This window comes from Streptomyces sp. NPDC002032 (genome assembly GCF_042890765.1).
Taxonomy (GTDB): domain Bacteria; phylum Actinomycetota; class Actinomycetes; order Streptomycetales; family Streptomycetaceae; genus Streptomyces.
In genome coordinates this window covers 176,384-200,406 of the sequence record NZ_JBIASM010000006.1, presented here as the reverse complement: position 1 = coordinate 200,406, position 24,023 = coordinate 176,384, and the positions used below count along the sequence as shown (strand labels likewise).

The 24,023-nt window shown below is 72.6% G+C and carries 29 protein-coding genes; 22 read left to right on the top strand and 7 right to left on the bottom strand.

The genetic code is table 11. The features are described 5' to 3' along the window. Positions 1–190: 190 nt before the first annotated feature. Complete coding sequence (locus tag ACFYYT_RS16915) at positions 191–1,225, bottom strand: ice-binding family protein (RefSeq protein ID WP_388608413.1); 1,035 nt, start codon at positions 1,223–1,225, stop codon at positions 191–193. Between ACFYYT_RS16915 and ACFYYT_RS16910 the strand changes: the two genes are divergently transcribed. Together ACFYYT_RS16910 and ACFYYT_RS16905 are read left to right on the top strand one after the other, a co-directional pair. Then, entirely contained in the window at positions 1,143–1,325 is a 183-nt protein-coding gene (locus tag ACFYYT_RS16910) for a hypothetical protein (RefSeq protein ID WP_351824646.1), read from the top strand. The two genes, ACFYYT_RS16915 and ACFYYT_RS16910, sit on opposite strands and share 83 nt — an antisense overlap. Before the next feature lie 392 nt (positions 1,326–1,717). Continuing rightward, a complete protein-coding gene (locus ACFYYT_RS16905) occupies positions 1,718–2,656 on the top strand; it encodes a helix-turn-helix transcriptional regulator (protein ID WP_351824600.1) in 939 nt (312 codons plus the stop codon). Between the two features lie 24 nt (positions 2,657–2,680). Here ACFYYT_RS16905 and ACFYYT_RS16900 read toward each other — a convergent pair whose 3' ends face one another. Further along, positions 2,681–3,184, bottom strand: coding sequence for a DUF5994 family protein (locus ACFYYT_RS16900; protein WP_351824603.1), 504 nt, complete (start codon positions 3,182–3,184; stop codon positions 2,681–2,683). 315 nt (positions 3,185–3,499) lie between these two features. On the opposite strand from ACFYYT_RS16900, the gene ACFYYT_RS16895 reads away from it, so the two are divergent. From ACFYYT_RS16895 to ACFYYT_RS16845, 11 genes are all read left to right on the top strand, one after another. Next, a complete protein-coding gene (locus ACFYYT_RS16895; protein WP_351824606.1) occupies positions 3,500–4,084 on the top strand; it encodes a DUF5994 family protein in 585 nt (194 codons plus the stop codon). A gap of 86 nt (positions 4,085–4,170) precedes the next feature. After that, positions 4,171–4,419, top strand: a complete 249-nt coding sequence (locus ACFYYT_RS16890) for a hypothetical protein (protein ID WP_351824641.1) — start codon at positions 4,171–4,173, stop codon at positions 4,417–4,419. A gap of 36 nt (positions 4,420–4,455) precedes the next feature. Then, positions 4,456–4,728 (top strand): hypothetical protein, encoded by a 273-nt coding sequence (locus tag ACFYYT_RS16885; protein ID WP_351824607.1) that lies wholly within the window; start codon positions 4,456–4,458, stop codon positions 4,726–4,728. A 281-nt stretch (positions 4,729–5,009) separates the two neighbouring features. Beyond that, a complete protein-coding gene (locus ACFYYT_RS16880) occupies positions 5,010–5,213 on the top strand; it encodes a cold-shock protein (RefSeq protein ID WP_351824609.1) in 204 nt (67 codons plus the stop codon). Positions 5,214–5,493: 280 nt separating this feature from the next. Beyond that, the gene (locus tag ACFYYT_RS16875) at positions 5,494–7,023 is read left to right on the top strand and encodes a DEAD/DEAH box helicase (RefSeq protein ID WP_351824612.1); all 1,530 of its coding nucleotides are present in this window, start codon (positions 5,494–5,496) and stop codon (positions 7,021–7,023) included. A 46-nt stretch (positions 7,024–7,069) separates the two neighbouring features. Then, positions 7,070–7,534, top strand: coding sequence for a CBS domain-containing protein (locus ACFYYT_RS16870; RefSeq protein ID WP_388608410.1), 465 nt, complete (start codon positions 7,070–7,072; stop codon positions 7,532–7,534). A gap of 48 nt (positions 7,535–7,582) precedes the next feature. Beyond that, complete coding sequence (locus ACFYYT_RS16865; protein ID WP_351824615.1) at positions 7,583–7,894, top strand: SCO5918 family protein; 312 nt, start codon at positions 7,583–7,585, stop codon at positions 7,892–7,894. 129 nt (positions 7,895–8,023) lie between these two features. Next, positions 8,024–8,968: an RNA polymerase sigma-70 factor gene (locus ACFYYT_RS16860; protein ID WP_351824617.1), complete on the top strand. Its 945-nt coding sequence runs from the start codon at positions 8,024–8,026 to the stop codon at positions 8,966–8,968. Between the two features lie 85 nt (positions 8,969–9,053). After that, complete coding sequence (locus ACFYYT_RS16855) at positions 9,054–10,253, top strand: FAD-dependent oxidoreductase (RefSeq protein WP_351824620.1); 1,200 nt, start codon at positions 9,054–9,056, stop codon at positions 10,251–10,253. A gap of 240 nt (positions 10,254–10,493) precedes the next feature. Further along, the gene (locus ACFYYT_RS16850) at positions 10,494–10,697 is read left to right on the top strand and encodes a cold-shock protein (protein WP_014047008.1); all 204 of its coding nucleotides are present in this window, start codon (positions 10,494–10,496) and stop codon (positions 10,695–10,697) included. 122 nt (positions 10,698–10,819) lie between these two features. After that, positions 10,820–12,229, top strand: coding sequence for a DEAD/DEAH box helicase (locus ACFYYT_RS16845; RefSeq protein ID WP_388608276.1), 1,410 nt, complete (start codon positions 10,820–10,822; stop codon positions 12,227–12,229). Between the two features lie 83 nt (positions 12,230–12,312). Here ACFYYT_RS16845 and ACFYYT_RS16840 read toward each other — a convergent pair whose 3' ends face one another. Continuing rightward, positions 12,313–12,753, bottom strand: a complete 441-nt coding sequence (locus ACFYYT_RS16840; RefSeq protein ID WP_351824625.1) for a hypothetical protein — start codon at positions 12,751–12,753, stop codon at positions 12,313–12,315. 111 nt (positions 12,754–12,864) lie between these two features. Here ACFYYT_RS16840 and ACFYYT_RS16835 point away from each other — a divergent pair, with 111 nt between their 5' ends. Beyond that, positions 12,865–13,230 carry a MerR family transcriptional regulator gene (locus ACFYYT_RS16835; protein ID WP_351824628.1) on the top strand — a complete coding sequence of 122 codons (366 nt, stop codon included), beginning with the start codon at positions 12,865–12,867 and terminating at the stop codon, positions 13,228–13,230. Positions 13,231–13,483: 253 nt separating this feature from the next. Then, on the top strand, positions 13,484–14,680 hold the full coding sequence (locus ACFYYT_RS16830) for a hypothetical protein (RefSeq protein WP_351824630.1): 1,197 nt from the start codon (positions 13,484–13,486) through the stop codon (positions 14,678–14,680). 185 nt (positions 14,681–14,865) lie between these two features. On the opposite strand, the gene ACFYYT_RS16825 is transcribed toward ACFYYT_RS16830, so the two are convergent. Together ACFYYT_RS16825 and ACFYYT_RS16820 are read right to left on the bottom strand one after the other, a co-directional pair. After that, positions 14,866–15,297: a hypothetical protein gene (locus ACFYYT_RS16825; RefSeq protein WP_351824633.1), complete on the bottom strand. Its 432-nt coding sequence runs from the start codon at positions 15,295–15,297 to the stop codon at positions 14,866–14,868. Positions 15,298–15,394: 97 nt separating this feature from the next. Next, entirely contained in the window at positions 15,395–16,459 is a 1,065-nt protein-coding gene (locus ACFYYT_RS16820; RefSeq protein WP_351824636.1) for an aldo/keto reductase, read from the bottom strand. A gap of 97 nt (positions 16,460–16,556) precedes the next feature. Between ACFYYT_RS16820 and ACFYYT_RS16815 the strand changes: the two genes are divergently transcribed. Together ACFYYT_RS16815 and ACFYYT_RS16810 are read left to right on the top strand one after the other, a co-directional pair. Further along, the gene (locus ACFYYT_RS16815) at positions 16,557–17,288 is read left to right on the top strand and encodes a TetR/AcrR family transcriptional regulator (protein WP_388608271.1); all 732 of its coding nucleotides are present in this window, start codon (positions 16,557–16,559) and stop codon (positions 17,286–17,288) included. Positions 17,289–17,488: 200 nt separating this feature from the next. Further along, on the top strand, positions 17,489–18,370 hold the full coding sequence (locus ACFYYT_RS16810) for a SigB/SigF/SigG family RNA polymerase sigma factor (protein ID WP_351831814.1): 882 nt from the start codon (positions 17,489–17,491) through the stop codon (positions 18,368–18,370). A gap of 95 nt (positions 18,371–18,465) precedes the next feature. Here the strand turns inward: ACFYYT_RS16810 and ACFYYT_RS16805 are convergent, their stop codons facing one another. Next, complete coding sequence (locus ACFYYT_RS16805) at positions 18,466–18,873, bottom strand: ATP-binding protein (RefSeq protein WP_351831817.1); 408 nt, start codon at positions 18,871–18,873, stop codon at positions 18,466–18,468. A gap of 324 nt (positions 18,874–19,197) precedes the next feature. On the opposite strand from ACFYYT_RS16805, the gene ACFYYT_RS16800 reads away from it, so the two are divergent. Both ACFYYT_RS16800 and pucL read left to right on the top strand, forming a co-directional pair. Then, on the top strand, positions 19,198–20,547 hold the full coding sequence (locus tag ACFYYT_RS16800; RefSeq protein ID WP_351823718.1) for an aspartate aminotransferase family protein: 1,350 nt from the start codon (positions 19,198–19,200) through the stop codon (positions 20,545–20,547). 262 nt (positions 20,548–20,809) lie between these two features. Next, positions 20,810–21,727: a factor-independent urate hydroxylase gene (gene pucL / locus ACFYYT_RS16795; protein WP_351823715.1), complete on the top strand. Its 918-nt coding sequence runs from the start codon at positions 20,810–20,812 to the stop codon at positions 21,725–21,727. A gap of 17 nt (positions 21,728–21,744) precedes the next feature. Here the strand turns inward: pucL and ACFYYT_RS16790 are convergent, their stop codons facing one another. Beyond that, a complete protein-coding gene (locus ACFYYT_RS16790; RefSeq protein WP_351823712.1) occupies positions 21,745–22,239 on the bottom strand; it encodes a histidine phosphatase family protein in 495 nt (164 codons plus the stop codon). Positions 22,240–22,491: 252 nt separating this feature from the next. On the opposite strand from ACFYYT_RS16790, the gene ACFYYT_RS16785 reads away from it, so the two are divergent. From ACFYYT_RS16785 to ACFYYT_RS16775, 3 genes are all read left to right on the top strand, one after another. Further along, a complete protein-coding gene (locus ACFYYT_RS16785; protein ID WP_351823709.1) occupies positions 22,492–22,707 on the top strand; it encodes a CbtB-domain containing protein in 216 nt (71 codons plus the stop codon). Positions 22,708–22,890: 183 nt separating this feature from the next. After that, positions 22,891–23,643 carry a CbtA family protein gene (locus ACFYYT_RS16780; protein ID WP_351823706.1) on the top strand — a complete coding sequence of 251 codons (753 nt, stop codon included), beginning with the start codon at positions 22,891–22,893 and terminating at the stop codon, positions 23,641–23,643. A gap of 43 nt (positions 23,644–23,686) precedes the next feature. Next, the gene (locus tag ACFYYT_RS16775; RefSeq protein ID WP_351823703.1) at positions 23,687–23,932 is read left to right on the top strand and encodes a hypothetical protein; all 246 of its coding nucleotides are present in this window, start codon (positions 23,687–23,689) and stop codon (positions 23,930–23,932) included. Positions 23,933–24,023 lie beyond the last annotated feature (91 nt).

Here is a 24,023-nt window from a genome sequence, read left to right as displayed (position 1 = left end):
GCTCCTTCACCCCCGCCGGCTCCGCTGATTCCAGCACGGCCTCGGCCGCCCTTTCCGTCCCGACTGCGCGCAACTGATCTCCCGGGCTCTCGCCGGCGCCGGGCGGCGAACGCGGTGACGCTCCGCCGCCCGGCACCGTCTGGCTGCCTACTTGTCGTGCCCGTGGTGCTCTTCGGGGCCGGGCACGGCCCTACTCGCCGTAGCCGTGCTCACCATGCTCACCGTGCTCCTCGTGACCGGGCTTGCCGTGGTCGTGACCGGGCTTGCCGTGGTCGTGACCGGGCTTGCCGTGGTCGTGCGGGGGCTTGGGGTAGCCGGGGATCCCGCCGGTCACACCGCCGTTGACGCCACCCGTGGTGGCGCCCGTGGTGCCGCCCGTGGTGCCCGCGATGAGACCACCCGGAAGGCCGCCGGTGGCTCCGCCCAGGACACCGCCCAGGAGACCGCCGCCCGTGGTCCCACCGGTCGTCACCCCGCCGAGCAGGCCGCCCGCGGTACCGCCGGTCGCCGTGCCGCCGGTCGCCGTGCCGCCCGTGGTCGTGCCGGCGACCAGACCGCCCGTGACCAGACCGCCCGTGGTCCCACCGGTGCTGCCGGTGGCGCAGTTCCCCCGGTCGATCGTGTCGTTGATCAGGGACACCAGGCCGTTACGAGCCAGCAGCCGTCCGGCGACGGACACCCCGTCGTCGACGGTGATCGAGGTCAGAGCCATGATCGTGCCCACGAATGTGGAGCCGCTGCCGAGGGTGGCGGACGCTCCGATCTGCCAGTACACGTTGCACGGCGAAGCCCCGTTGACGAGGAGCACGCGACTGGCGGAGGCCGTCGTCAAGGACTCGGGGATCTGGAACACCCACACCGCGTTGGGGTCACCCGCGGCGTCCAGGACCAGGTCGCCGGTGAGTCCGAGACCGGCCGCGGCGTGGTAGACGCCGGGAGCCAGCGTGACATTGGCGAGGCCCGCCGGAATGGCTTGGTCCACGGGCTGGCCGGCGGCCTGGTCATAGGCGTTGACCAGATCGTTCTTGGCGGTGAGGGCCACGGCGTCCGCCCGGTGCTGGACACCGTTGACCGTTCCGTCCTCCGTCACCGGCGGGCGGAATCCGGTGATGGCCGATCCCGGATGCACCCCGATGTCTCCCGTGACCGTCGAGGGGCCGGTGTTGGTGATCTGCGTACCGGCCAGGATCGCGAAGGGGGTCGCGGTGCCGAGAGGTACGGGGATTGCGATGGCATGTGCCGGTGTCGGCGTCACCGTTGCCACCGCAACGGCGATCACCGCCGCGATCGCCGACGCGATCAAGGCGGGCGTTCTGCGCCATTGAGGCAGGTGAGAGATGTTCGGCGTCATCGAGGGACCAACTCCTGAGTGGTGGCGTAGGGGGAAGTTCCCGGTCGCACGGAACCCGCTTCCATTTTCGCTGGCATATTACGAAGTAATCCGCATCGGAATGTGATGCATATGGGTGATTCGCATATTCGGCCATATGGGCCGACGGCAAATATGACTGTCCAAAAAACAAGGCGACGAAGAACGTCAGCATTGCGATGACCGTGCTCCGCGCCCACTCCCAGTCAGGAAGGCCGGAACCGCCATCCGCCCTTCGGCGGTACGGCGCAAACGCGCTCACGACACGGGGCCAAATAGGGGATTCGTTTCCATCCGGCCCTGGCAATCTGCTGAGCAGCAGAACCCGTGAGTGGAGGTAGAGGTTCCGTGACGGCGTACGTCAATCCCATGATCAGAAGGCGTCGGCTCGGAGCGGAGCTGCGCCGCCTCCGGGAAGACAGCGGCCTGAAGATGCAGCAGGCCGCCGCACACCTGCTGGTTTCCCAGCCCAAGATCAGCCTCCTGGAGAACGGCCGGCGCCGCATCAACCCACGCGATGTCCGTGACCTGTGCGCGCTCTACGGCGTCCGGGACCGGAGGATCGTCGACTCGCTGATGAAGATGGCCGAAGAGTCCCGCCAGGAAGGCTGGTGGAACAATTACGGCGACATTCCCGACGGCGCCTACATCGGCCTGGAGGGCGAAGCCACTTCGGTCCGCGCCTACGAGCCACTGGTGGTCCCGGGCCTGCTGCAAACGCCCGCTTACGCCCGGGCGCTCATCTCGGCGGCGCTCCCGCCCCCCACCACCGAGCAGGCAGCCGCGCGCCTGCGGGTACGGCTGCGCCGCCAGGACCGGATCACGAAGGCCTCGGACCGCCCGCTGCGCTTGTGGGCCGTGCTCGACGAGTCGGTGCTGTGGCGCGTCGTCGACAGCCATGAGGTCATGCGCGGTCAGCTGGAGCATCTGATGTACATGAGCACGCAGCCGCACGTCACGGTGCAGGTGCTCCCGTATTCCGCGGGAGCGCATCCAGGGGTCTCCGGGCACTTCTCGCTGCTCGAGTTCGCCAGCGCCTCCGAGTCCGGCGTGGTGTATCAGGAGCGGTTCACCTGCGGCCTGTACGCGGAGAAACGTTCCGACGTACGGGCCTGCCGGGACACGTTCGCGCATCTGCAGGCACAGGCGCTGGGTCCCGCGAGCACCCGTCAGTTCCTCACCGACGTCCTGAGGCAGCACACGAACCCGGACTCAAGGCCCGCCGCTCCCGCACCCGCTGACGCCCACGCGAGCCGCCGACAGGCCGTCATGGCGCCCGCGCCCTGACCCGTTGAACGTGTCAGGGCGCTCTCACCGGCGGCGCTCGGCCTCCGCCCCGGGGCCCGGATCGTCGAGGGAGGCGACGAGGAGCTGTGCGGCCTGGGTGATGTTGTCGGCCCGGACCGCCCGGGCCATCGCGGTCCGTGCGGCGTCGGGCGTGGTGTCCGGCGGAACGACCAGGAGGGCGAAGAGGTCGGCGCGGCCGCGGGTGATCAGGATGGTGTCGTCGCCGACCGGGTCGGAGTCGATGTGGACGACGCGGTCGGCGATGACCAGGCGGGTCGGGAGTCCGTTCCAGGCGCCGGCGTCGAGGCCGACGCGGGTGACGGGGCCGAGGTACTCCGTCAGAACCTTGATCAGGGCGGGCAGCTCGGTCGCGATGTCCCGGGAGCGCGGCCACCACGCGCCGTCGAGGATCCCCGTCCGGGAGTGGGTGGTCTCCAGCCGCAGCACGGCCGTCCCCGGCTTCACCGCCTGGTGGATGGCGTCCGGAAGGAGCAGCGGCGCGGGGCGGGGAGTGTCGGAGTCAGCCATCGCGGTCCGCCCCTCTCGGGAATGCGGCTGTGCCCGGCCCGGCAACGCCGCGGCCGTGCCTTCACGGCCCGTTCCCTCACGCTACGCCCCGGACCTGCGCGCCGCCGCTGCTGACAACCCCGCCGCATGCCGGCCGCCGGCCGCAGGGACCGTCCGCCCGTAAAGTGCCTGGTCACGAAACGGTTCGGAGCCCTCCGGCAGGAGTATGGTCAAAGGACCGGGAGCAATTCGAACACCAGCTCCGCGCAGGTGCCGTTCCCGGCGATCGCCGAACACCGGGCTGCCGACGGGCAGCCCGGGGGCAGGTTTCGCGCCATGTCTACGCTCCTCGACCTCACCACACCGCGCGGCACCGCCCCCGCACTTCCGGCGCGTCTGTCGCTCACCCCGAAGACCATGCTCTCGGGCCAGCTGGACGGCGCCTGGTGGCCCCGCTCCCGCGACCTCGCCGCCGAGCTCCCGCCGCTGGCGGCGGCCCTCGGCGAACCGTGGGGGCGCGTCACGCGCGTCACCGTGAACCCCGCCCGCTGGCCCGTCGTCCCCCACAAGGTGCCCGTCGGCGGCGGCCACACCCTGCACGTCGGATGGTTCACCGAGCAGGACCCCGACAAGCTGATCCTGCTCTCCCCGGCCATGGGCCGCTGGGATCTCCTGGTGATCCCGCCCGAGACCGAGCCCGCCGCTGCCGCCCGGCTGATGGCTGCCGCCGCGATCCCCGGGAGCGTTCTGAAGGCCGGGGCCCTGCTGGCCAACGAAGCCGTCATCGGACGCGGCATGCGGGACACCCGGCGCCCGGAGGACGGCTGGGAGGACGAGGGCGGCGCGTGCGTGTCGCCCTACGGAGGGCCGCTCGGACTGCCGGTCATGCCCTTCCCCGTGCCTGGTGACACATGGAGGTGAGCGGCATGAGCATCGGCACGGGCCGTTCCGTCTCCAGCCGACAAGAACCACGCCCCGTGACAACGAGCGGGACGGACCCCGGGGCGATGCCGTCGGCCGGGCAGGCGGAAGTACGCATCGTCGCCGCTTCTCCCGAGGCCGCCCGCGCGGTCGCGGAGGTCCTGCGCCACTGCTTCGCCGGCACCGAGCAGCGCAGCTACCCGGCCCGGGGCGGCGGTACCCGACTCCACCTCACCGTGGACACCGAAACCGCCGCCGGACCCGCGCGCTCCTGGCTGACCAGCAGCAGAGCTCCTGTCGGCAGCCGCACCGAGACCCACGCCGACGAGATCTGACGACCACGGGCCCCACCCCGTAGGAGAGGAGCGGTCATGGCGACCCTCCGCGAGCGAAAGGGCTATCGCGAGCAGATCCTCGGGGCCCTATACGAAGCCATCGAGGGCAACCGCCTGCTGGGGATGACGGGAACCCGGCTCGCCCGCGACCTCGGCGTACCGGAACAGGACCTCGCCGCCGCCTGCACCTACCTGGCGGGCGAGGGCCTGATCACCGTGGACTGGGAACCCGGCAACATCCCGGCCATGGTCACCCTCACCCACCAGGGCATCCGGCTCATGGAGGCCGCGGAGGAGGAACGCGGCTGAACCGCTGGGCCGGCACCGGCGGCCTGCCGCCCTGCTTCTCGGGGCCCTCGCCCTGGCGGTGGGGCCGACGACCCCACGCCGCCCCGCGAATCAATTATCTATGTCCGCGGTCTGAGAGTTTGATGGACCCCGCGAGGAGACTTTTTACCACCGCACATAAGAGGGTGGAATTGAGCGGACACAATGCACCCCAGCATGCTACTGTCGATGTCGGGTTGCATTTTTCCGGCCCAGACGCGCTTTGAATTCCCGGTCAATCTCCGGGTCAGAGGAGATATGACATGGCTGACGGCACCGTCAAGTGGTTCAACGCGGCGAAGGGCTTCGGCTTCATCGAGCAGGCTGGTGGCGGCCCCGACGTGTTCGCCCACTTCTCCAACATCGCCGCCGCCGGCTTCCGCGAGCTGCTCGAAGGCCAGAAGGTCACCTTCGACATCGCGCAGGGCCAGAAGGGCCCGACGGCCGAGAACATCGTTCCCGCCTGACGCTGACGCGCAAGGTGCAGCCGGGGCCCGCATCCCTCGGGGTGCGGGCCCCGGCTGCACGCTTTTTCCGCAGTGGTTCCGCCTGCGGAACGCAGCATTCGGGGCACGTCCCTCCGACGTCGCCCATTACAGCACCAGCACCAGCACCTGAGCCCCTACGGATTTCCCGCACGCCAGGTTCGCTTTCGAATTCCATTCGGCCCGTTCTCGTAATTCCCTGCGCCGCCGTTCCGCTGCGGGAGTTCCTTGATGCGTGCCGTCGTATCAAGGAAGGTTCTGAATGAACCCCGTACGCACCAATGAGCGCTCCTCCCGCACCCGCGGCCGCAGTGGCGGTCCCGCTTTCGGCACGGGCGGCGCGGGTGCGCCCCGTGGCAGCCGTTTCGGCTCGTCCACCCCCGGCCGTTCCGCGGGTCCGAGCCGATCGAGCGGTTACGGCCGCCGGCCCGCCGCGGTCCAGGGCGAATTCGCCCCGCCCAAGACGATCACCCCCGCGCTGGCCGCGGTCGACGTCTTCGCCGACCTGGACATGCCCGGGGAACTGCTGGCCGCGCTCGGCACGCAGGGCGTCTCCGTGCCCTTCCCGATCCAGGGCGCCACCCTGCCCAACACCCTCGCCGGCCGGGACGTCCTCGGCCGCGGCCGCACCGGCTCCGGCAAGACCCTGGCCTTCGGCCTCGCCCTGCTGGCCCGCACCGCCGGGCTGCGCGCCGAGCCCCGCCAGCCGCTCGCCCTGATCCTCGTACCGACGCGCGAGCTCGCGCAGCAGGTGACCGACGCCCTCACCCCGTACGCCCGCGCCGTGAAGCTGCGGCTGGCCACGGTCGTCGGCGGCATGTCGATCGGCCGGCAGTCCGCCGCGCTGCGCGGCGGGGCCGAGGTCGTCGTGGCCACGCCGGGCCGGCTGAAGGACCTGATCGACCGCGGCGACTGCCGGCTGAACCAGGTCGCGATCACCGTCCTCGACGAGGCCGACCAGATGGCCGACATGGGCTTCATGCCGCAGGTCACCGCCCTGCTCGACCAGGTGCGCCCGGAGGGCCAGCGGATGCTGTTCTCCGCCACCCTGGACCGCAACGTCGACCTGCTGGTGCGCCGCTACCTGACCGATCCGGTCGTGCACTCCGTCGACCCGTCCGCCGGCGCCGTCACGACGATGGAGCACCACGTGCTGCACGTCCACGGCGCGGACAAGCAGCGGACGACGACGCAGATCGCGGCGCGCGAAGGCCGGGTGATGATGTTCCTGGACACCAAGCACGCCGTCGACCGGCTGACGGAGCACCTGCTCAACAGTGGTGTGCGGGCTGCCGCGCTGCACGGCGGCAAGTCCCAGCCGCAGCGCACCCGGACGCTCACCCAGTTCAAGACCGGGCACGTCACCGTCCTGGTCGCGACCAACGTCGCGGCGCGCGGCATCCACGTCGACCACCTCGACCTCGTCGTGAACATCGACCCGCCGACCGACCCCAAGGACTACCTGCACCGCGGCGGCCGCACCGCCCGCGCCGGCGAGTCCGGCAGCGTCGTCACCCTGGTCACCCCCAACCAGCGCCGCGACATGACCCGGCTGATGGCCGCCGCCGGGATCACCCCGCAGACCACGCAGGTCCGTCCGGGCGAAGAGGCCCTGAACCGCATCACCGGCGCCCAGGAGCCCTCGGGTATCGCCGTCACCATCACCGCACCGGTGTCCGAGCGGCGCGAGCGCGGCAGCGGCGCCGGCGGTACCTCGCGCGGCCGGCGCAGGCCCCGTTCGGGCGCCCGGCGCACGGGCGGACCGCAGTCCTCCAACGGTCCGGCGGCCTGACCACCACGTGCTCAGGAACCTGACCCATCTCTGCAGGAGGCACATGGTGACGCTGGTCCGCACGCAACCCCGCCCCGCGCACGCCGGCTCCACGCACGCCGGCCCCGCGCACACCGGTTCCACGCACACCGGTTCCCCGCACACCGGCTACGCGCACCGCACGGTGGGCGACGTCATGGAGGCGGCCGGTCCGCAGGTCGGTGACGACATGACGGTCGAGGTGGCCCTGTCGGTCATGACCAGCGCCCGCACGGATCGTCTGCTCGTCTGCGACGAGGACGGCCTGTGCGTGGGGCTGGTCGGCCGGGCCCGGCTCGCCGCCGTCCGGGAGGGCGACGCGTACACGGACCGGATCCGGCTGCGTGACGTCCTGGAGGACCACGGGCCGTTCGCCTCGCCGCTGACCACGACGGCCGAGGCCCGGCACGCGATGCGCCACCGCCGGCTCGAAGCACTGCCCGTGGTCGACGAAAGCGGCTGTCCCCTGGGCGTCTTCGCCCTCGCACGCTGAACCGACTCCCCGCGGCACGACCGTCCCCCTTCTTCCTGTGAGGCATCCATGCGCTGTGTCATCGCCCGTTTCCCGTTCGACCTGACCAAGAGCGGCGTCCTGGAATCGATGAAGGGCATCAAGCCCGAGCCGGTCGTCGGCGAGTCCGTGATCATCGGCCGCCGCACCTACCCCGTCAAGCAGGTCGGCCAGGTCGTCACGCGCCAGGACCGGCGCGACTTCAGCGCCGGCGAAGTCATCCGGGCCATGACCCAGCTCGGCTTCACCTGCCGCGCCGTTCCCAGCGCCGCCGCGCCGCAGCCCGCCACCAGCCCGCTCGAGCGGGCCAGCGCGCTGCTCGGCGTCCCGGCGACGGTCTGACCGACCGCCTGACCGGCCGTCTGACCCACCGCCCGACCTGCCCCCGCCGGCCCCCTCGCCCCCCAGCGAGGGGGCCGGCGGCGTAGCGGGGGGTGGACGCCGTTCGCAGCCATGGCCGATCATGGCCTGATGCCGCTCCCCGCGTACGAGGCCGATCCGTTCGAGCGCTCCAGGGGCCGTCTGGAGGCCATCGCCTACCGGATGCTGGGCTCGGCCGGCGATGCCGAGGACGCGGTGCAGGACGCGTACCTGCGCTGGCACGCGGCCGACCGGGAGCGGATCGAGACGCCCGAGGCGTGGCTGACGAAGGTGCTCACCAACCTCTGCCTCAACCAGCTCACCTCGGCACGGGTCCGGCGGGAGACCTACGTCGGCCAGTGGCTCCCGGAGCCGGTCCTGGCCGGAGACCGGATGCTCGGTCCGGCCGACACCGCCGAGCAGCGCGAGTCGGTGTCCATCGCGATGCTCACCCTCATGGAGCGGCTGTCGCCCAACGAGCGCGCGGTGTACGTGCTGCGCGAGGCCTTCGGCTACCCGCACCGCGAGATCGCGGAGATCCTGGACCTCACCGAGGGCAACTGCCAGCAGATCCACCGGCGGGCCAGACAGCACCTGGCCACCGGCCGGGCCCGCACCGAGGTCGACGCGGCCGCCGCGCGCAGGGCCGTCGAGGAGTTCCTCGCCGCGGCCCTCAGCGGCGACACCGAGCCGCTGATCCGGCTGCTCACCGACGACGCGGTCAGCGTGGCCGACGGCGGAGCCGAGGTCCGGGCCCGCCGGACGCCGGTCATCGGTGCGCTGCACATCGCGCGCTACCTGCGCGGGCTGTTCCGGCCGAGCGAGGCCAAGCGGGCCCAGGTCGGCGGCAGCGCCTCCTTCCATGCCGCCGTCGTCAACGGCGGTCCCGCCGCGCTGATCTCGGCCGGCGGGCGGATCCTCGGCGTAATCTGCCTCGCGCCGACCGCCGAGGGGATCGGGGCGATCCACATCCAGGTCAACCCGGACAAGCTGGAGCGCATCACCCGCCAGTGGGCGGCCGCCGGCCCCCACCGGCCCTTCACGCAGATCTGGTGACCCACGTCACAGCCGCTTCCTGTCAGGGATCGCGCGGCCGTCCGGTTCAGGAGGTGAATCCCACCGGAGAGAGAGCGAGCCAGCCATGAAGCACCGCATCGTCGTCCTCGGGGCCGGATACGCCGGAGCCATCGCCGCCGGCCGTCTCGCCCGGCGACTGCACCGCGACGACGTCGAGATCACCCTGGTCAACGGCGACGCCGAGTTCGTCGAGCGGGTCCGCCTGCACCAGCTCGCGAGCGGCCAGGACCTGCGGCGGCGCCCGCTGCGCGACCTGTACGCAGGCACCGGCGTGCGGCTGCGGCAGGCGCGGGTCACCTCGGTCGACGCGGACCGGCGGACCGTCGGCCTCACCGGCGAGCACGGCGCCGAGACCCTCGGCTACGACACCCTCGTGTACGCCCTGGGGAGCACCTCCGCCGACCACGGCGTCCCCGGGGCCGCCGCGCACGCCCACACCGTCGCCGGGAAGCAGGACGCGCTGCGGCTGCGGGCCCGCCTGGGCGAGCTGGCGCCGGGCGCGGCCGTCCTGGTGGTGGGCGGCGGCCTGACCGGCATCGAGGCGGCCACCGAGATCGCCGAGGCCCGCCCGGACCTGAAGGTGGCCATCGCGGCCCGCGGCGAGATCGGCGACCGGCTCAGCGGGAAGGCCCGGCGCCACCTGCGCGGCGTCTTCGGCCGGCTCGGCATCGCGGTCCACGAGGGGGCCGACGTCACGCGCGTCGGAGCGGACGGCGTGGTCACCGCCGCGGGCGGGGGGATCCCGGCCGAGGTGACCGTGTGGACGGCGGGCTTCGGCGTCCACCCGATCGCGGCCGCCAGCACGCTGGAGGTGTCGGACACCGGGCGGATCGTCGTCGACGCCACCATGCGCTCGGTCTCCCACCCCGACGTGTACGCCGTCGGTGACGCCGCGCTCGCCGAGGGACCGGGCGGAAAGCCGCTGCGGATGGCCTGCGCGACGGCGACCCCGATGGCCTGGCGGGCGGCCGACGCCCTCGCCGCGCGCCTGACCGGTCGCACGGTTCCCGGGAGCACGATCGGCTACAGCGTGCAGTGCATCAGCCTCGGCCGCCGCGACGGAATGCTCCAGAAGGTGACCCCCGACGACCGGCCGACCTCCACCGTGATCACGGGCCGGACCGGCGCGCGCATCAAGGAGCTCATCTGCTCGGGCGCGGCGTGGAGCGTCTCCCACCCGACCATGCTGATGCCGGCCCGGCGCCGCCGGATCGCGCCCCACGCCGCCGCGCGGACCCGGGAGGCCCGCCCCGCCACCCCGTGAGGGGCCCCGCGACGGCCTCTCCCTCCCCCGGGAGGGAATATCTGTCGCCGCCGAATGAGGATTCAAAAGAGGGCCGGGTGAGGGTTTTTAGGGCCTCGAAATGGGGCGGGTTTTCCGGCGTCCGGGCCGGGGTTCCGCGTGCTACTGTCGATATCAGTTGAAGTTGTGGTTCCCGAGATGTTCTCGCATTTGCCGGTCTTTTCCGGACGGGGTTCCGCACGTCCCCGAAGGAGATATGACATGGCATCAGGTACCGTGAAGTGGTTCAACGCCGAAAAGGGTTTCGGCTTCATCGAGCAGGACGGTGGCGGCGCTGACGTGTTCGCCCACTACTCGAACATCGCCGCCCAGGGCTTCCGCGAGCTCCAGGAAGGCCAGAAGGTCAACTTCGACATCGCGCAGGGCCAGAAGGGCCCGACGGCGGAGAACATCGTTCCCGCCTGACGCTGACGCAGATGCGAGCCGGGGCCCGCACCCTTCGGGGTGCGGGCCCCGGCTTCTTCGTTCATTCGGCCTGTTCTCGCGATTCTCCGCCGCACAGTACAAGGCCGAGGGAATCCCTTGATATGCGCCGGCACATCAAGGAAGGATTCCGTATTTTGAATCGCTCGTACGGCTCATCCGGTTCGCGTGGCCAGAACCGCGAGTTCGCGCCGCCCCGGACCCTCACTCCCGCCCTGCCCCCGGTCGAGGCGTTCGCCGACCTCGGCATGCCGTCGCCGCTGCTGACCGCGCTGAAGGCGGCGGGGGTGCGCGAGCCGTTCCCGATCCAGGCGGCGACGCTGCCCAACGCGCTCGCGGGCCGTGACGTACTCGGCCGCGGCCGGACCGGCTCCGGCAAGACGCTCGCCTTCGGACTGGCGCTGCTGGCCCGCACGGCGGGCAGGCGCGCCGAACCGAAGCAGCCGCTCGCGCTGATCCTCGTACCGACGCGCGAGCTCGCGCAGCAGGTCACCGAGGCCCTCACCCCGTACGCCCGGTCCGTGCGGCTGCGGCTGGCGACCGTCGTCGGCGGTATGCCCATCGGCCGCCAGGCCGCCGCGCTGCGCGGCGGGCGCGACGTGGTCGTCGCGACGCCGGGACGGCTGAAGGACCTGATCGAGCGCGGGGACTGCCTGCTGGACCAGGTGGCGGTCACCGTCCTCGACGAAGCCGACCAGATGGCCGACATGGGCTTCATGCCGCAGGTCACCGCCCTGCTCGACCAGGTGCGCCCGGAGGGCCAGCGGATGCTCTTCTCCGCCACCCTCGACCGCAACGTCGACCTCCTCGTACGCCGCTACCTGAACGACCCGGTGGTCCACTCCGTGGACCCGTCGGCCGGTGCGGTGACCACCATGGAGCACCACGTCCTGCACGTCCAGGGCCACGACAAGCAGGCGGCCACCACCGAGATCGCCGCCCGCGAGGGCCGGGTGATCATGTTCCTGGACACCAAGCACGGGGTCGACCGGCTGACCGAGGACCTGCTCTTCAGTGGGGTGCGGGCCGCCGCGCTGCACGGCGGGATGTCCCAGCCGCAGCGCACCCGGACGCTCTCGCGGTTCCGGTCCGGGCACGTGACGGTGCTGGTCGCCACCAATGTCGCCGCCCGCGGCATCCACGTCGACCACCTCGACCTCGTCGTCAACGTCGACCCGCCGACCGACCCCAAGGACTACCTGCACCGCGGCGGCCGCACCGCCCGCGCCGGCGAGTCCGGCAGCGTCGTCACCCTGGTCACCCCGCGCCAGCGGCGGGACATGGTCCGGCTGATGGCCGCCGCCGGGATCGTCCCGCAGACCACGCAGGTCCGGTCCGGCGAGGAGGAGCTGCGCCGCATCACCGGGGCCCGGACCCCGTCCGGCGTGCCCGTGACGGTGACCGCGCCGCCCTCGGAGCGCTCTGCGCGCGGCTCCTTCGCCGCCCGGGGGGCCCAGGGCTCCCGGGGCCCCCGGACGCCCGCGGGGCGGCCCGGGGCGGGCGTGGCGGCGTAGCCGCAGGCAGACGCGCACAGCGCACAGGGGAAGGGCCCCACCGGTCGGTACCGGTGGGGCCCTTCCCGTGTGTGCGGGGGCGGTCAGTGGTCGGAGTAGCTGAAGTCGCCCACGGTCCAGGCGCTGACATCCTCGATGGAGACGCGGTACATGCCGCCGGTCTCCGGGATGCCCACGGTGCCCTGGATGATGCGGGCGACGTGGAAGTGGAGGTGGGTGGGTGGGCCGTCCTTGCGCGGTGAGGCGGCCGGACCGGACGAACCGGGTGAACCGGGTGAACCGGGCCGGTCGGCCGGCTCGGCTGGCTCGGCCGGGCCGGCCGGTTCGGTGAAGGCTCCGGAGAACTCGCCCAGGCGGGCCGAGTCCGTCAGGACCTCCGCCACCCGCTGCCTCCAGACGGCTTCGGGGGCCAGCCGGCCGGTGATGACGGCACCCCCGGTGACGACGGTCAGGGACATCTGATTGCTCTGCGCGGACTCCACCAGGGTGGCGATGTCCACGAGCAGCTCGTCAGGCTTCGACATGGAAGCGGATTCTATGCACCGCGCCGTCCGGGCGGATGGTGTTGTATTTGCTCCGGGCCGGGTGCCGTGCGGCGCCCCGGTCCCGCGACGCGTTCAGACGAAGAGGTGCAGATGACAGGTGACGAATCGCTCGGCGGCCGGCTGGACGACGATGACTACCCCGCCTACACGATGGGCCGGGCCGCGGAGCTGCTCGGCACCACTCCCGGCTTCCTCCGGGCGATCGGGGAGGCCCGTCTGATCACCCCGCTGCGTTCCGAGGGCGGACACCGCCGGTACTCGCGGTACCAGCTGCGGATCGCGGCCCGCGCGCGGGAGCTCGTCGACCAGGGGACTCCCGTCGAGGCGGCCTGCCGCATCGTCATCCTGGAGGACCAGCTGGAGGAGGCCCAGCGCATCAACGCGGAGTTCCGCCGGGCCGCGGGCGGGGGCTCCGGGACCTCCGGGAGCGCGGAGGGGCGGGGCGCCTCCGGCTGAGGGCGCCGCCACCCGGTGGGCCCAAGCCGGGGTGCGCCCGCGCCCCTGAGGCCCTTCCAATGGACGGGTGAGGCGCTGCGCCTCCTCCGTCCCCGGGAGGGCCATGAGTCTGCCGTCCGAGCCCCCCGGGCCCCCGTCCGGGCCCCCGTCCGGGCCCCCGTCCGGGCCGTCGGCCCCGCCGCCCCCCGGGCCGCCGGGGCGGCGGCGCCGTGCGGGGCGGGTCGCCGCGAGCACCGCGTCCGCCGTTCTGATCGTGCTCGCGTGCCTCTTCGTACCGGTCTCCCTGCTCACCGTCTGGGTGCACGACATCGTGCTCGACAACGACCGTTACGTGTCCACGGTCGCCCCCCTCGCCTCGGACCCGGCGGTCGAGGCCGCCGCCGTACACCGCATCACCGAGGCGGCCGGCGCCCGCATCGACGGCGCGCAGGTCACCGCGGATCTGGCGAAGTGGCTGGAATCACAGGGCCTGCCGCCGCGCGTCGGTGCGGCGGTCAAATCGCTCGGCCCCCAGCTGGACTCCGCCGCCGACCAGGCCGTCTCCAAGGTGGCGGCCCGTTTCGTCTCCAGCCGTGCCTTCGAGCAGATCTGGACGCAGGCCAACCGCACCGCCCACCAGTCGGTGGTGCGCGCGCTCACCGGGAAGGGCCGCGGCCCGGTCGGCGTCGACGACGGCACCGTCACCCTCGACGTCGGCGCCGCCGTCGAGACGGTCAAACAGGACCTCGTGAAGGCCGGGCTCTCCCCGGCCGAGAAGATCCCCGAGGTCGACAAGCAGATGGTGCTCTTCCAGTCCGACGAGCTGAAGAAGATCAGGAACGCGGTACGCCTCCTCGACCTCGCCGGAAACTGGCTGCCCGTGCTGACGGTGCTGCTCGCCACCGCCGGGGTGCTGCTCGCGCGGCGGCGCCGCCGGGCGCTGGTGGTGACGGCCCTGTGCGCGGCCGCCGCGTGCCTGCTCGTCGCCATCGCCCTGGCCGTCGTACGCCGCACCTACCTGGACCAGCTGCCCGAGCAGGTCCAGTCCCCGGCGGCGGCCGCCGCGATCTTCGACACCCTGGTGCGGTTCCTGCGGGTCAGCCTGCGGACGGCGATGGTCCTCGGGGTCGTCGTGGCGCTCGGCGCCTACCTGTCCGGGGCCGGGCGGCTGCCGCGGGCCGTGCGCGGCAGGTCCGAGCGCGCGGCCGACTCCACCGTCCGCTGGGGGGCCGCGCACGGGGTGCGGACCGCAAGCGCCGGGAGCTGGGTGCTGGCCCGGCGGCGGGCGCTGACCCTGGGCGCCCTGCTCGCGCTCGCGCTGGTGTTCGCGCTGTGGAACCACCCGACGGTGCTGACGGTGCTGCTGCTGGTCCTCATCCTGCTGGCGGTGCTGGCCGTCCTCGCGCTGCTGGCGGCCGGGGGCCGCGCCGGCGAGGGGACAGGACGCCCGGCGGATCCCGGGGACGGGTGAGCGTACGGCGCCCTCGGGGGGCCGTCGTGTCGTCGGCGGCGTAGACCGCCCGCACCCGGTCCGGCGGGGCGTCCTGGAGTCCCGGGGCCGTACGGATGGACGAGACGGAACCGCCGAAAGCCGTCCGGGGGGCGGGAGCGCCCTCCGGACGGCTGGGTGCCGGCCCCCGGCCGGGGGTCAGCCCGTCAGCACTTGAGGCTGGTCGAGGCCGCCGTGGTGGCCTGGTCGAGCGTCTGGATCTGCGGCTGGAGCTTGGTGAGCGCGTCCTTGCCGGTGGTGTCGCCGGGCAGGTCCTGGTACCCGCTCTTGAGGCTCTCGGCGGCCGCCTTGACCGCGTTGCGCTGCTCTTCCTTCAGCTTGGTGAGGTTGTTCCGGACGTTCTCCCAGTCCTTCTGTACCGCGTTGTAGGCGTCCTTGACCTGGTCCTTCGTCGCGACGGCCGGGTCGAGCGTCCGCAGCTTGGCGTTGTCGGCCTTGAGGGCGTTCAGGTCGGTGCAGAGGTCGGCGGCGGCCTGGCTGGCCTGCTCGGCGGGCGAGCTGCTGCTGCTGTCGGAACAGGCCGCGAGACCGAACGCCGCGCTGACGCAGAGCACGCCGATCACGGGGAAACGCTTCATGGGTGAGGCCTTCCTCAAAGGGGGCGTAACGCGTGATCCGGGATCTTTGACCACAAGGCCAAAATATGCACACTAATCACCTTCTGCATCCGCACCCTCACCGTTCGGAGCCACCCGGCGCGCCCGGGCCGGTGAGCGGCGGGTTGAGCCGGGCGAAGCCCTCCTGGCGCTCGTAGGGGAAGTACGGGTACGGGGCCGGGCGGTGGCTCGCGGCATCGAGCCGGGCCACCTGCTCCGGGGTCAGCTCCCAGCCGATCGCGCCGATGTTCTGCCGGAGCTGCTCCTCGTTGCGGGCGCCGATGATGACCGAGGCGACGGTGGGGCGGCGCAGCAGCCAGTTGATGGCCACCTGCGGGATCGTCCGGCCGGTCTCCCGCGCGATGCCGTCGAGGGCGTCGACCACGTCGTAGAGGTGGTCGTCCTCGACCGGCGGCCCGTACTCGGCGGTCGCGTGCAGGCGGCTGTCCGGCGGCAGCGGCCGGCCGCGGCGCACCTTGCCGGTCAGGCGGCCCCAGCCGAGCGGGCTCCAGACCATCGCGCCGACGCCCTGGTCGTGGCCCAGGGGCATCAGCTCCCACTCGTAGTCGCGGCCGACGAGGGAGTAGTAGACCTGGTGGGCGGCGTAGCGGGGGAATCCGTGCCGGTCGGCGGCGGCCAGGGACTTCATCAGCTGCCAGCCCGCGAAGTTGGAGACGCCGACGTGGCGGATCTTCCCGGAGCGCACGAGTCCGTCGAGGGCGGAGAGCACCTCCTCGACGGGGATGGCCGCGTCGAAGGCGTGCAGCTGGAAGAGGTCGAGGTGGTCGGTGCCCAGCCGGCGCAGGGCGTCCTCGGTGACGCGGATCAGGCGGGCGCGGGAGGTGCCGGCGTCGCCGGGGCCGTCGCCCGTGGGGAGGCCGGCCTTGGTGGAGAGCAGCACCCGGTCCCGGCGTCCCTTCACGGCCTGGCCCAGCACTTCCTCCGAGGCGCCGGCCGAGTAGACGTCGGCGGTGTCGAACAGGGTGATGCCGGCGTCGAGGCAGATGTCCACGAGCCGGCGCGCCTCCCGTGCGTCCGTGGTGCCCCACGCGCCGAAGAGGGGCCCCCGGCCGCCGAACGTTCCGGCGCCGAAGCTCAGGGCGGGGACCTTGAGGCCGGACGTTCCGAGTTGTCTGTACTCCATGGCGAAATCCCTTCAGCGAGCGGTAATGGCACCGCAGGCCCGTTAATATGGCCCCAACCTAACAAGAGATCGCGATTAATGGAACTGGAGACCCGTTATGACGTTGCCGGGTGAGGCGGGATCCACGGCGGACGGGGCGGCGTCGGCGGACGGGGCGGCGTCGGCGGGCGCGGCGGCGTCGGCGGGCGCGGCGGCGTCGGCGGGCGGGGCCGATGCGGCTACCCCCGGGAGCGTGCGCCCCGGCGGGCGGACGGCGCGGGTGCGCGCGGCGGTGCTGGAGGCGGCCGGGGACACGCTCGCCGAGCAGGGGTTCCACGGGCTGGACCTGGCGGAGGTCGCCCGGCGCGCCGACGTCGGCAAGACCACCGTCTACCGGCGCTGGGGCACGGTGGCGGGCCTGGTGGCGGACCTGCTGACGGACATGGCCGAGCAGTCGCTGCCCCGGACGCGGACGGGCTCGCTGCTGGAGGACCTGCTCGCCAACGCGGAGCTCGTCCGCCGCACCCTGGCCGACCCGCGCCAGGGAGCCCTGTTCAAGGCCGTGATCGCCGCCGCCACCGGGGACGCCCGCACGGCCGAGGCCCTGCACCGCTTCTACGAGGTCCGGGTCGCGGAGTGGGCGCCGTGCGTGCGGCAGGCCGTGGAGCGGGGGGAACTGCCCGAGGGGACCGATGCCGCCGAGGTGGTCCGCGCCGTGTCCGCCCCGCTGTACTACCGCTTCCTCACCACCGCGGAGCCCCTGGACGAGGCCGCCGCCGAACGGGCGGCGAAGGCCGCGGTGGCGGCGGCCCGCGCGGGGGCCTTCGTACGGGGACCCGGGCGGGGCTGACCGTCACGCCCTCGCCGTCACGCTCCGTGGTTTCACGTGAAACATCGCCGTGGGACACCGGCGATGGGCCCCTCGGCGGGGTTTCAGGGGGATTGGTACGGATATGTGCCGATCGGAACGGGTATATCGACCTGGACAAGAACGCCGACCGCGCATGACGACGGCCCCGAAGGGGCGCCCTGTCCGAGGAGCGCAGAACGATGGACCGTACCGACCCCACCCTCACCCTCACCGACCGTGCCGATCACACCGGCGTGGCGACCGGCGAAGCCCGGGCGCTCTCGGTGGCCCTGTTCCGGCGGCTGACGGAACTCGTAGAGGGCACGGCCGAGTACTCGTACGTCCGCAACACCCTGGTCGAGCTGAACGTCAGCCTGGTGAAGTTCGCCGCCCGCCGGTTCCGCGGGCGCAGCGAGCCGATGGAGGACATCGTCCAGGTCGGCACGATCGGCCTGATCAAGGCCATCAACCGGTTCGACCCGGACCGCGGGGTGGAGTTCACGACCTTCGCGATGCCCACGATCAGCGGTGAGATCAAGCGGTTCTTCCGTGACACCAGCTGGGCCGTGAAGGTGCCCCGCCGCCTCCAGGAGCTGCGGATCGACACCGCCAAGGCCCACGACGCCCTCGAACAGGACCTCGGGCGGGAGCCCACCGACAGCGAGATGGCGCGCCGGCTGAAGGTCACCGACGAGGAGTTCATCGAGGGGCGCAAGGCGGCCTCCGCCTACTCCGCGCGTTCGCTGGACGCCCCGCCGCAGGAGGACGCGGAGCGCGACCCGCAGGCCGAGCGGGCCTCGCTGGGCGAGGAGGAGCCCGCGTACGACCTGATCGAGTGCCTGGAGTCGCTCAAGCCGATGCTGGCCGGTCTGCCGGCCCGGGAGCGCACGCTGCTCTCGCTGCGGTTCGGCCAGGAGCTCACCCAGTCCGAGATCGGCGCGCGGATGGGGCTCTCGCAGATGCACGTGTCCCGGCTGCTGAACCGCACCCTGACCCGCCTGCGCGGCGGCCTCCTCACCGACACCGGAGCCGAGGCCCCGACGACGGACCCCGGAGCCGACGCGGGCGCCGAGCACGCCTGAAGCCCGCCGGAGCGCCATGCCCGGCCCCGCCCGCCCGCGTCAGCCGGGACCGGCGGGGCCCCGGCGCGCCGATGGCGCCCCGCCTGCCCGGAGCGTCAGCCCGCGTCCGGCCGGGGCGGCGTCGGAACCTCCAGCCACACGGTCTTGCCCGGCGGCGCCGGGGCCCAGCCCCAGCTGCGGGCGAGCCTGCGCAGCAGGATCAGCCCGTGCCCGCCCGGCCGTCCCCGGTCCGGCGGCCGGGGACTCGGCGGCTCGGGGCTGTCGTCGGTGACCTCGGCACGCAGCCACCCGGGGCCGTGCCGCAGCACCAGCTCGCGCGGCCCGCCCGCATGCAGGCAGGCATTGGTGACCACCTCCGAGACCAGCAACAGGACGTCGTCCTCGGCCTCGGATCCGGCCGGCCAGGCCCAGTCCGCGAGGGCACGCCGCGTGAAGTCCCGACAGCGGGTCACGACACCCGTCGTACCACCGCCGAGGACCAGCCTCCGCGTCTGCTCGGCCACAGTTCTCCCGTCTCCACCGGCGCCCTTACCCCCGGCGCCGCACCTACCCCCGACCTGGAGGCACAAATCCAATCGTCCGGTGGCCGGATCCGCGGAACACAGCGGGGCCCCCTTCTGGGCCCTCCGCGCGGTGCGGAGGGCCCAGAAGGGGGCCCCGCCGGGTGGTGCCCGCCGCCCTCCCCCGTGGAGCGGCCGGTTCGAGCGACGCTAGGCGGCGGCGCCGGGCCCGTCGAGCGGGCTCCGTCCGGTCCGTCAAGTCACCCCCCGGCCGCGCCGCACCGGAGCCAGCCCGGGGTCCACATCCTGGACAACTACCCTCGGCACATGAACGCAGAAGCCGATGCCCTCGCCGCCGTGAAAGCCGCCGACCGGAGCCATGTTTTCCACTCCTGGTCGGCGCAGGAGCTCATCGACCCGCTGGCCGTGGCCGGGGCCGAGGGCTCGTACTTCTGGGACTACGAGGGCAACCGCTACCTCGATTTCTCCAGCGCGCTCGTCTACACGAACATCGGCTACCAGCACCCCAAGGTCGCGGCGGCCATCGCCGAGCAGTCCGCCCGGCTCTGCACCGTCGCGCCCGGCTTCGCCGTGGACGTCCGCTCCGAGGCGGCCCGCCTGATCGCCGAGCGCACCCCCGGGGACCTGGACAAGATCTTCTTCACGAACGCGGGCGCCGAGGCCGTCGAGAACGCCGTGCGGATGGCCCGGGTGCACACGGGCCGGCCCAAGGTGATGGCCGCGTACCGCTCGTACCACGGGGCGACCTCCACCGCGATCAACCTCACCGGGGACGCCCGCCGGTTCGGCAACGACACCGCGACCGCCGGGGTCGTGCACTTCTGGGGCCCGTTCCTCTACCGCTCGCCCTTCCACGCCACCACCGAGGCCGAGGAGTGCGAGCGGGCCCTGCGCCACCTGGAGGACACGATCGTCTTCGAGGGGCCGCAGTCCATCGCCGCGATCATCCTGGAGACCGTCGGCGGCGCCGTGGGCGTGCTCGTGCCCCCGGCCGGCTACCTGGCGGGCGTCCGCGCGCTCTGCGACCGGTACGGGATCGTCTTCATCCTCGACGAGGTCATGGTGGGCTTCGGCCGCACCGGCACCTGGTTCGCCGCCGAGCACTGGGACGTCACCCCCGACCTCATCTGCTTCGCCAAGGGCGTCACCAGCGGTTACGTGCCGCTCGGCGGCGTCGCCATCTCCGCCGCCATCGCGGAGACCTTCGCCCGCCGCCCCTACCCGGGCGGGCTGACGTACTCGGGGCACGTGCTGGCCTGCGCCGCCGCCGTCGCCACGATCAACGTGATGGAGGAGGAGGACATCGTCGGGGGCTCCGCCCGCACCGGCGCCGGACTCCTGGGCCCCGGCCTGCGCGAGATCGCCGAGCGGCACCCCTCGGTCGGCGAGGTCCGGGGCCTGGGCACCTTCTGGGCCCTGGAACTCGTACGGGACGCGGACACGCGCGAGCCGCTCGTCCCGTACAACGCCTCCGGCGCCGAGGCCGCGCCGATGGCGGCCTTCGGCGCGGCCCTGAAGAAGGGCGGCCTGTGGCCGCTCCTCGCCGGGAACCGGATGCACGTCGCCCCGCCCTGCAACATCTCCGCCGAAGACGTGGCCAAGGGCCTGGCGATCCTCGACGAAGCCCTCTCGGTCACGGACGCGCACATGGACTGACCCGCGTGGTTGTGGGGTCGCCCAAGCCGTGGGGGCCGGTGTTCGGACGATCGGTGCGGTGTTGACCCGCCGTACGCGTGCTGCAATCCAGTCAGTACGAATCAAGCACCTACGGACCGGGATGCACGTCAGTCCCGGGGCGGCCCCACGGGCCGAACGGCGGGGAGCGGCACGTCTTCGGTTCGGGGCGGGCGCTGGACGCCGGGCGTACGGGATCCAGATGACCGGACTCCGTGTTCCCGAGTACCCGAAGGAAGACACCATGAGCAAGCACGTCCTGGCCCAGAACCAGTACGGCAAGGCCGAGAACCGCATCGTGAAGGTGACCCGCAAGGGCAGCGACGGTTCCTGGCACGAGATCCGCGACCTCAACGTCTCCGTCGCGCTCCGCGGCGAGTTCCGCGACGTCCACCTGACCGGCGACAACGCCAACTGCCTGCCGACCGACACCACCAAGAACACGGTGTACGCCTTCGCCAAGGAGCACGGCATCGCCTCCCCCGAGGCCTTCGGCACACTGCTGGCCAGGCACTTCGTCTCCTCGCAGGCGCCGATCCGCGAGGCGCAGATCCGCATCGAGGAGTACGCCTGGGAGCGGATCCCGGTCCCGACGCGCAAGGAGCAGCACTCCTTCGTCCTCAAGGGCCAGGAAGTTCGCACCGCGCAGGTCACCTACAGCGAGACCACCGGTCTCCAGGTCATCTCGGGTCTGAAGGACCTGACGGTGATGAACTCGACCAACTCCGAGTTCCACGGCTACATCAAGGACAGGTACACGACCCTCCAGGAGGCGTACGACCGCATCCTGGCCACCAAGGTCACCTCCCGCTGGGCGCATTCGGCGCTGGCCGCCGAGGACCCGGAGTTCGACTGGGACCGGTCGTACAAGAAGGTCCGCAAGCACCTGCTGGACGCCTTCGCGGAGACGTACTCGTACTCGCTCCAGCAGACCCTGAACCAGATGGCCGAGCGGGTCCTGGACAACTGCCCCAAGGTCAACGAGGTGCGCCTCAACCTGCCCAACAAGCACCACTTCCTCGTCGACCTGGAGCCCTTCGGGCTGAAGAACGACAACGAGGTCTACTTCGCGGCGGACCGGATGTACGGCCTGATCGAGGGCACGATCCACCGCGACGGGGTGCAGCCGGTGATCGCCACCTCCGACTGGATCGTGGCGTAACGCCCCGCACCCCCTCCTCACCCCGGTGGGCAGTCCCGTACGGGGCTGCCCACGCGCAGGTTCCAGCGGCCCGCGCGCCCGCTGAGGGCGGTCACGGTCCCCGGCCGTACGTCGAGCCGCCAGAAGGCCGCCGGGGGCAGTTCCAGGGCCCACACCACCGCCGCCCGTACGACGGCCTGCGCCACCACCGCGTCGTGCCGGCCCGGCGGCAGCGCCGCCAGGTGCGCGCCCGTCCGGGCGATCAGCGCGGCCACCGACTCCCCGCCGCCGGGCGGCGCGTACTGCGGATCGGTCAGCCAGCGCCGGACCCCCAGCGGGTCCTCGGCGGCGACCTCCTCCAGGGTCCGTCCCGCCCAGTCCCCCGTCGCCGGAGCGGCCAGGCCCGCGTGGCCCGGGCACGGATCGCCGTGGCCGAAGCGGCCCGCGCGGGCGGCCCCGTCGAGCGCGGGCGTGGTCAGGTGCAGCCGTACGGGCGGCGCGGGGCGGGCGTCGGGCGTCGTCGTGGGGGCCATGGCAGGGAGCGTACGGCCGCCCGCGGCGCACGCCCAGGGCGTGAGACGGCGAACACACGCCGTGGTGTTCAGGCCATGCGCGCGGTACGGTCTCGGACGACATGAAGAAGGTACGACGGAAGTACCGGTGAGAATCCGGCACGGTCGCGCCACTGTGAATCCTCCCGCGGCGACGTGGGCAGGGAAGTCAGACCCGCCACCTTCTTCGAGAGCACCACTGACCGGGACGCGTGTTCCCCCTGGAGGTTCGCCATGGCCCACTCCGCCGTTCCCACGTCGGCGCCCGTCGCCGTCGCCCCGCTTTCCCTGAAGGAACTGGCCCCCTGGGCGCTGTTCGTGGGCGTCCTCATGCTCGTCCTGCTCTACCTCGTCGGCGCCGAGCAGGGCGCCACCGCGGTCTTCCAGGGCGAGGGCATCCACGAGTGGATGCACGACGGCCGCCACCTGCTCGGTTTCCCCTGCCACTGACCGGCTGACCGCCCGGCCCCCGCACCCGCCCGGAACTCCCCCGCGCGCGACGGCTCCACGGCGTCCCCGTACGGCCCGCCCGTACGGGGGGTCCGCCGTGCCCTGTTCGCGTGCGGCTTCCGCGCCCGTGCGGCCCCGTGAGCTCCCGCTCGTCGTCTCCGCCCCAGCAAGGGAAACCGAAGCATGAACCCCATCTCCCCCCGTGTCCTGCTCGTGCGGGGCATGCTCGCCGGCCTGTTGGCCGGCGCCGTCGCCTTCCTCGTCGCGTACCTGCTCGGCGAGTCCAAGGTCGACGCCGCCATCGCCATCGAGGAAGCCGGCTCCCCCATGCACGACCATGCCGGGGACGCGCCCGTCAGCCGGGCCCTCCAGGCCACGGCCGGCCTCGGCACCGGCACCCTGCTCTACGGCGTCGCCTTCGGCGGCATCGCCGCGCTCGTCTTCTGCTACGCCCTGGGCCGGATCGGCCGCTTCGGCCCGCGGGCCACCGCGCTGCTGGTCTCCGGCGGGCTGTTCCTGACCCTGAACGTGGTGCCGTTCCTCAAGTACCCGGCCAATCCGCCCGCCGTGGGCGACCCCGACACCGTGGTCCGGCGGACCACGCTGTTCGTCCTGATGATCGCCCTGAGCCTGCTGCTCGGGGCGGGCGCCCTGATCCTGGGCCGTCGCCTCGCCCCCGCGCTGGGCCACTGGAACGCCTCCGTCGTCGCCTCGCTCGCCTTCGTCGCCGCGGTCGGCCTGGCCTACGCCCTGCTGCCCGGGGTCAACGAGGTCCCGGCGGACTTCCCGGCGGTGCTGATCTGGCAGTTCCGTCTCACGTCCCTGGCCATCCAGGCCGCCCTGTGGGCGACTTTCGGCCTCGTCTTCGGATTTCTAGCCGAACGCGCTATTGCCCCGGTCGTCGCGCCCAAGGAGTCTGTACAGCCGACGAGTTGAGCACGACACACCTGTTGCGGGTGTGAAAGGTGGGAGCCGGGACATGCCGACCGCGATCTGGGAATGGCGGGGCTGGACCGGCGCCGCACCCTTCTGGCTGAACTCGTTGCTCCTGCTCGTGGCGCCCTTCACGGCGGCCACCCTGCTCGCGCAGATCGGCGTCATCACCGCCCTGGCCGCCGTGGGCGGACTGGCCCGCCAGCTGCTGTTCGGCGACTACGGACACCCCGCCATCCACCTCGCCGCCGCCCTCATGGGGGCGGCGGCGGTCGCTTTCGTGGTGATCTGACCCTCGCGGCCCCCCTGGCCCGGGCCCGCTGCCGGGCCCGATGTCGGCCCCGGACCAGGCCTGTTCGAGGCCCTGCGGAGACAATGGGGGC

What these genes read in the sequence shown, in the direction of transcription:
- ACFYYT_RS16875 (WP_351824612.1), top strand. Translation starts at nt 5,494, where the DNA reads ATGAACCCCGTACGCACCAATGAGCGCTCCTCCCGCACCCGCGGCCGC.
- ACFYYT_RS16900 (WP_351824603.1), bottom strand. Translation starts at nt 3,184, where the DNA reads ATGGCTGACTCCGACACTCCCCGCCCCGCGCCGCTGCTCCTTCCGGAC.
- ACFYYT_RS16885 (WP_351824607.1), top strand. Translation starts at nt 4,456, where the DNA reads ATGGCGACCCTCCGCGAGCGAAAGGGCTATCGCGAGCAGATCCTCGGG.
- ACFYYT_RS16825 (WP_351824633.1), bottom strand. Translation starts at nt 15,297, where the DNA reads ATGAAGCGTTTCCCCGTGATCGGCGTGCTCTGCGTCAGCGCGGCGTTC.
- ACFYYT_RS16840 (WP_351824625.1), bottom strand. Translation starts at nt 12,753, where the DNA reads ATGTCGAAGCCTGACGAGCTGCTCGTGGACATCGCCACCCTGGTGGAG.
- pucL (WP_351823715.1), top strand. Translation starts at nt 20,810, where the DNA reads ATGAGCAAGCACGTCCTGGCCCAGAACCAGTACGGCAAGGCCGAGAAC.
- ACFYYT_RS16785 (WP_351823709.1), top strand. Translation starts at nt 22,492, where the DNA reads ATGGCCCACTCCGCCGTTCCCACGTCGGCGCCCGTCGCCGTCGCCCCG.
- ACFYYT_RS16790 (WP_351823712.1), bottom strand. Translation starts at nt 22,239, where the DNA reads ATGGCCCCCACGACGACGCCCGACGCCCGCCCCGCGCCGCCCGTACGG.
- ACFYYT_RS16850 (WP_014047008.1), top strand. Translation starts at nt 10,494, where the DNA reads ATGGCATCAGGTACCGTGAAGTGGTTCAACGCCGAAAAGGGTTTCGGC.
- ACFYYT_RS16855 (WP_351824620.1), top strand. Translation starts at nt 9,054, where the DNA reads ATGAAGCACCGCATCGTCGTCCTCGGGGCCGGATACGCCGGAGCCATC.
- ACFYYT_RS16780 (WP_351823706.1), top strand. Translation starts at nt 22,891, where the DNA reads ATGAACCCCATCTCCCCCCGTGTCCTGCTCGTGCGGGGCATGCTCGCC.
- ACFYYT_RS16835 (WP_351824628.1), top strand. Translation starts at nt 12,865, where the DNA reads ATGACAGGTGACGAATCGCTCGGCGGCCGGCTGGACGACGATGACTAC.
- ACFYYT_RS16845 (WP_388608276.1), top strand. Translation starts at nt 10,820, where the DNA reads ATGCGCCGGCACATCAAGGAAGGATTCCGTATTTTGAATCGCTCGTAC.
- ACFYYT_RS16895 (WP_351824606.1), top strand. Translation starts at nt 3,500, where the DNA reads ATGTCTACGCTCCTCGACCTCACCACACCGCGCGGCACCGCCCCCGCA.
- ACFYYT_RS16815 (WP_388608271.1), top strand. Translation starts at nt 16,557, where the DNA reads ATGACGTTGCCGGGTGAGGCGGGATCCACGGCGGACGGGGCGGCGTCG.
- ACFYYT_RS16820 (WP_351824636.1), bottom strand. Translation starts at nt 16,459, where the DNA reads ATGGAGTACAGACAACTCGGAACGTCCGGCCTCAAGGTCCCCGCCCTG.
- ACFYYT_RS16865 (WP_351824615.1), top strand. Translation starts at nt 7,583, where the DNA reads ATGCGCTGTGTCATCGCCCGTTTCCCGTTCGACCTGACCAAGAGCGGC.
- ACFYYT_RS16860 (WP_351824617.1), top strand. Translation starts at nt 8,024, where the DNA reads ATGCCGCTCCCCGCGTACGAGGCCGATCCGTTCGAGCGCTCCAGGGGC.
- ACFYYT_RS16890 (WP_351824641.1), top strand. Translation starts at nt 4,171, where the DNA reads ATGCCGTCGGCCGGGCAGGCGGAAGTACGCATCGTCGCCGCTTCTCCC.
- ACFYYT_RS16810 (WP_351831814.1), top strand. Translation starts at nt 17,489, where the DNA reads ATGGACCGTACCGACCCCACCCTCACCCTCACCGACCGTGCCGATCAC.
- ACFYYT_RS16800 (WP_351823718.1), top strand. Translation starts at nt 19,198, where the DNA reads ATGAACGCAGAAGCCGATGCCCTCGCCGCCGTGAAAGCCGCCGACCGG.
- ACFYYT_RS16880 (WP_351824609.1), top strand. Translation starts at nt 5,010, where the DNA reads ATGGCTGACGGCACCGTCAAGTGGTTCAACGCGGCGAAGGGCTTCGGC.
- ACFYYT_RS16775 (WP_351823703.1), top strand. Translation starts at nt 23,687, where the DNA reads ATGCCGACCGCGATCTGGGAATGGCGGGGCTGGACCGGCGCCGCACCC.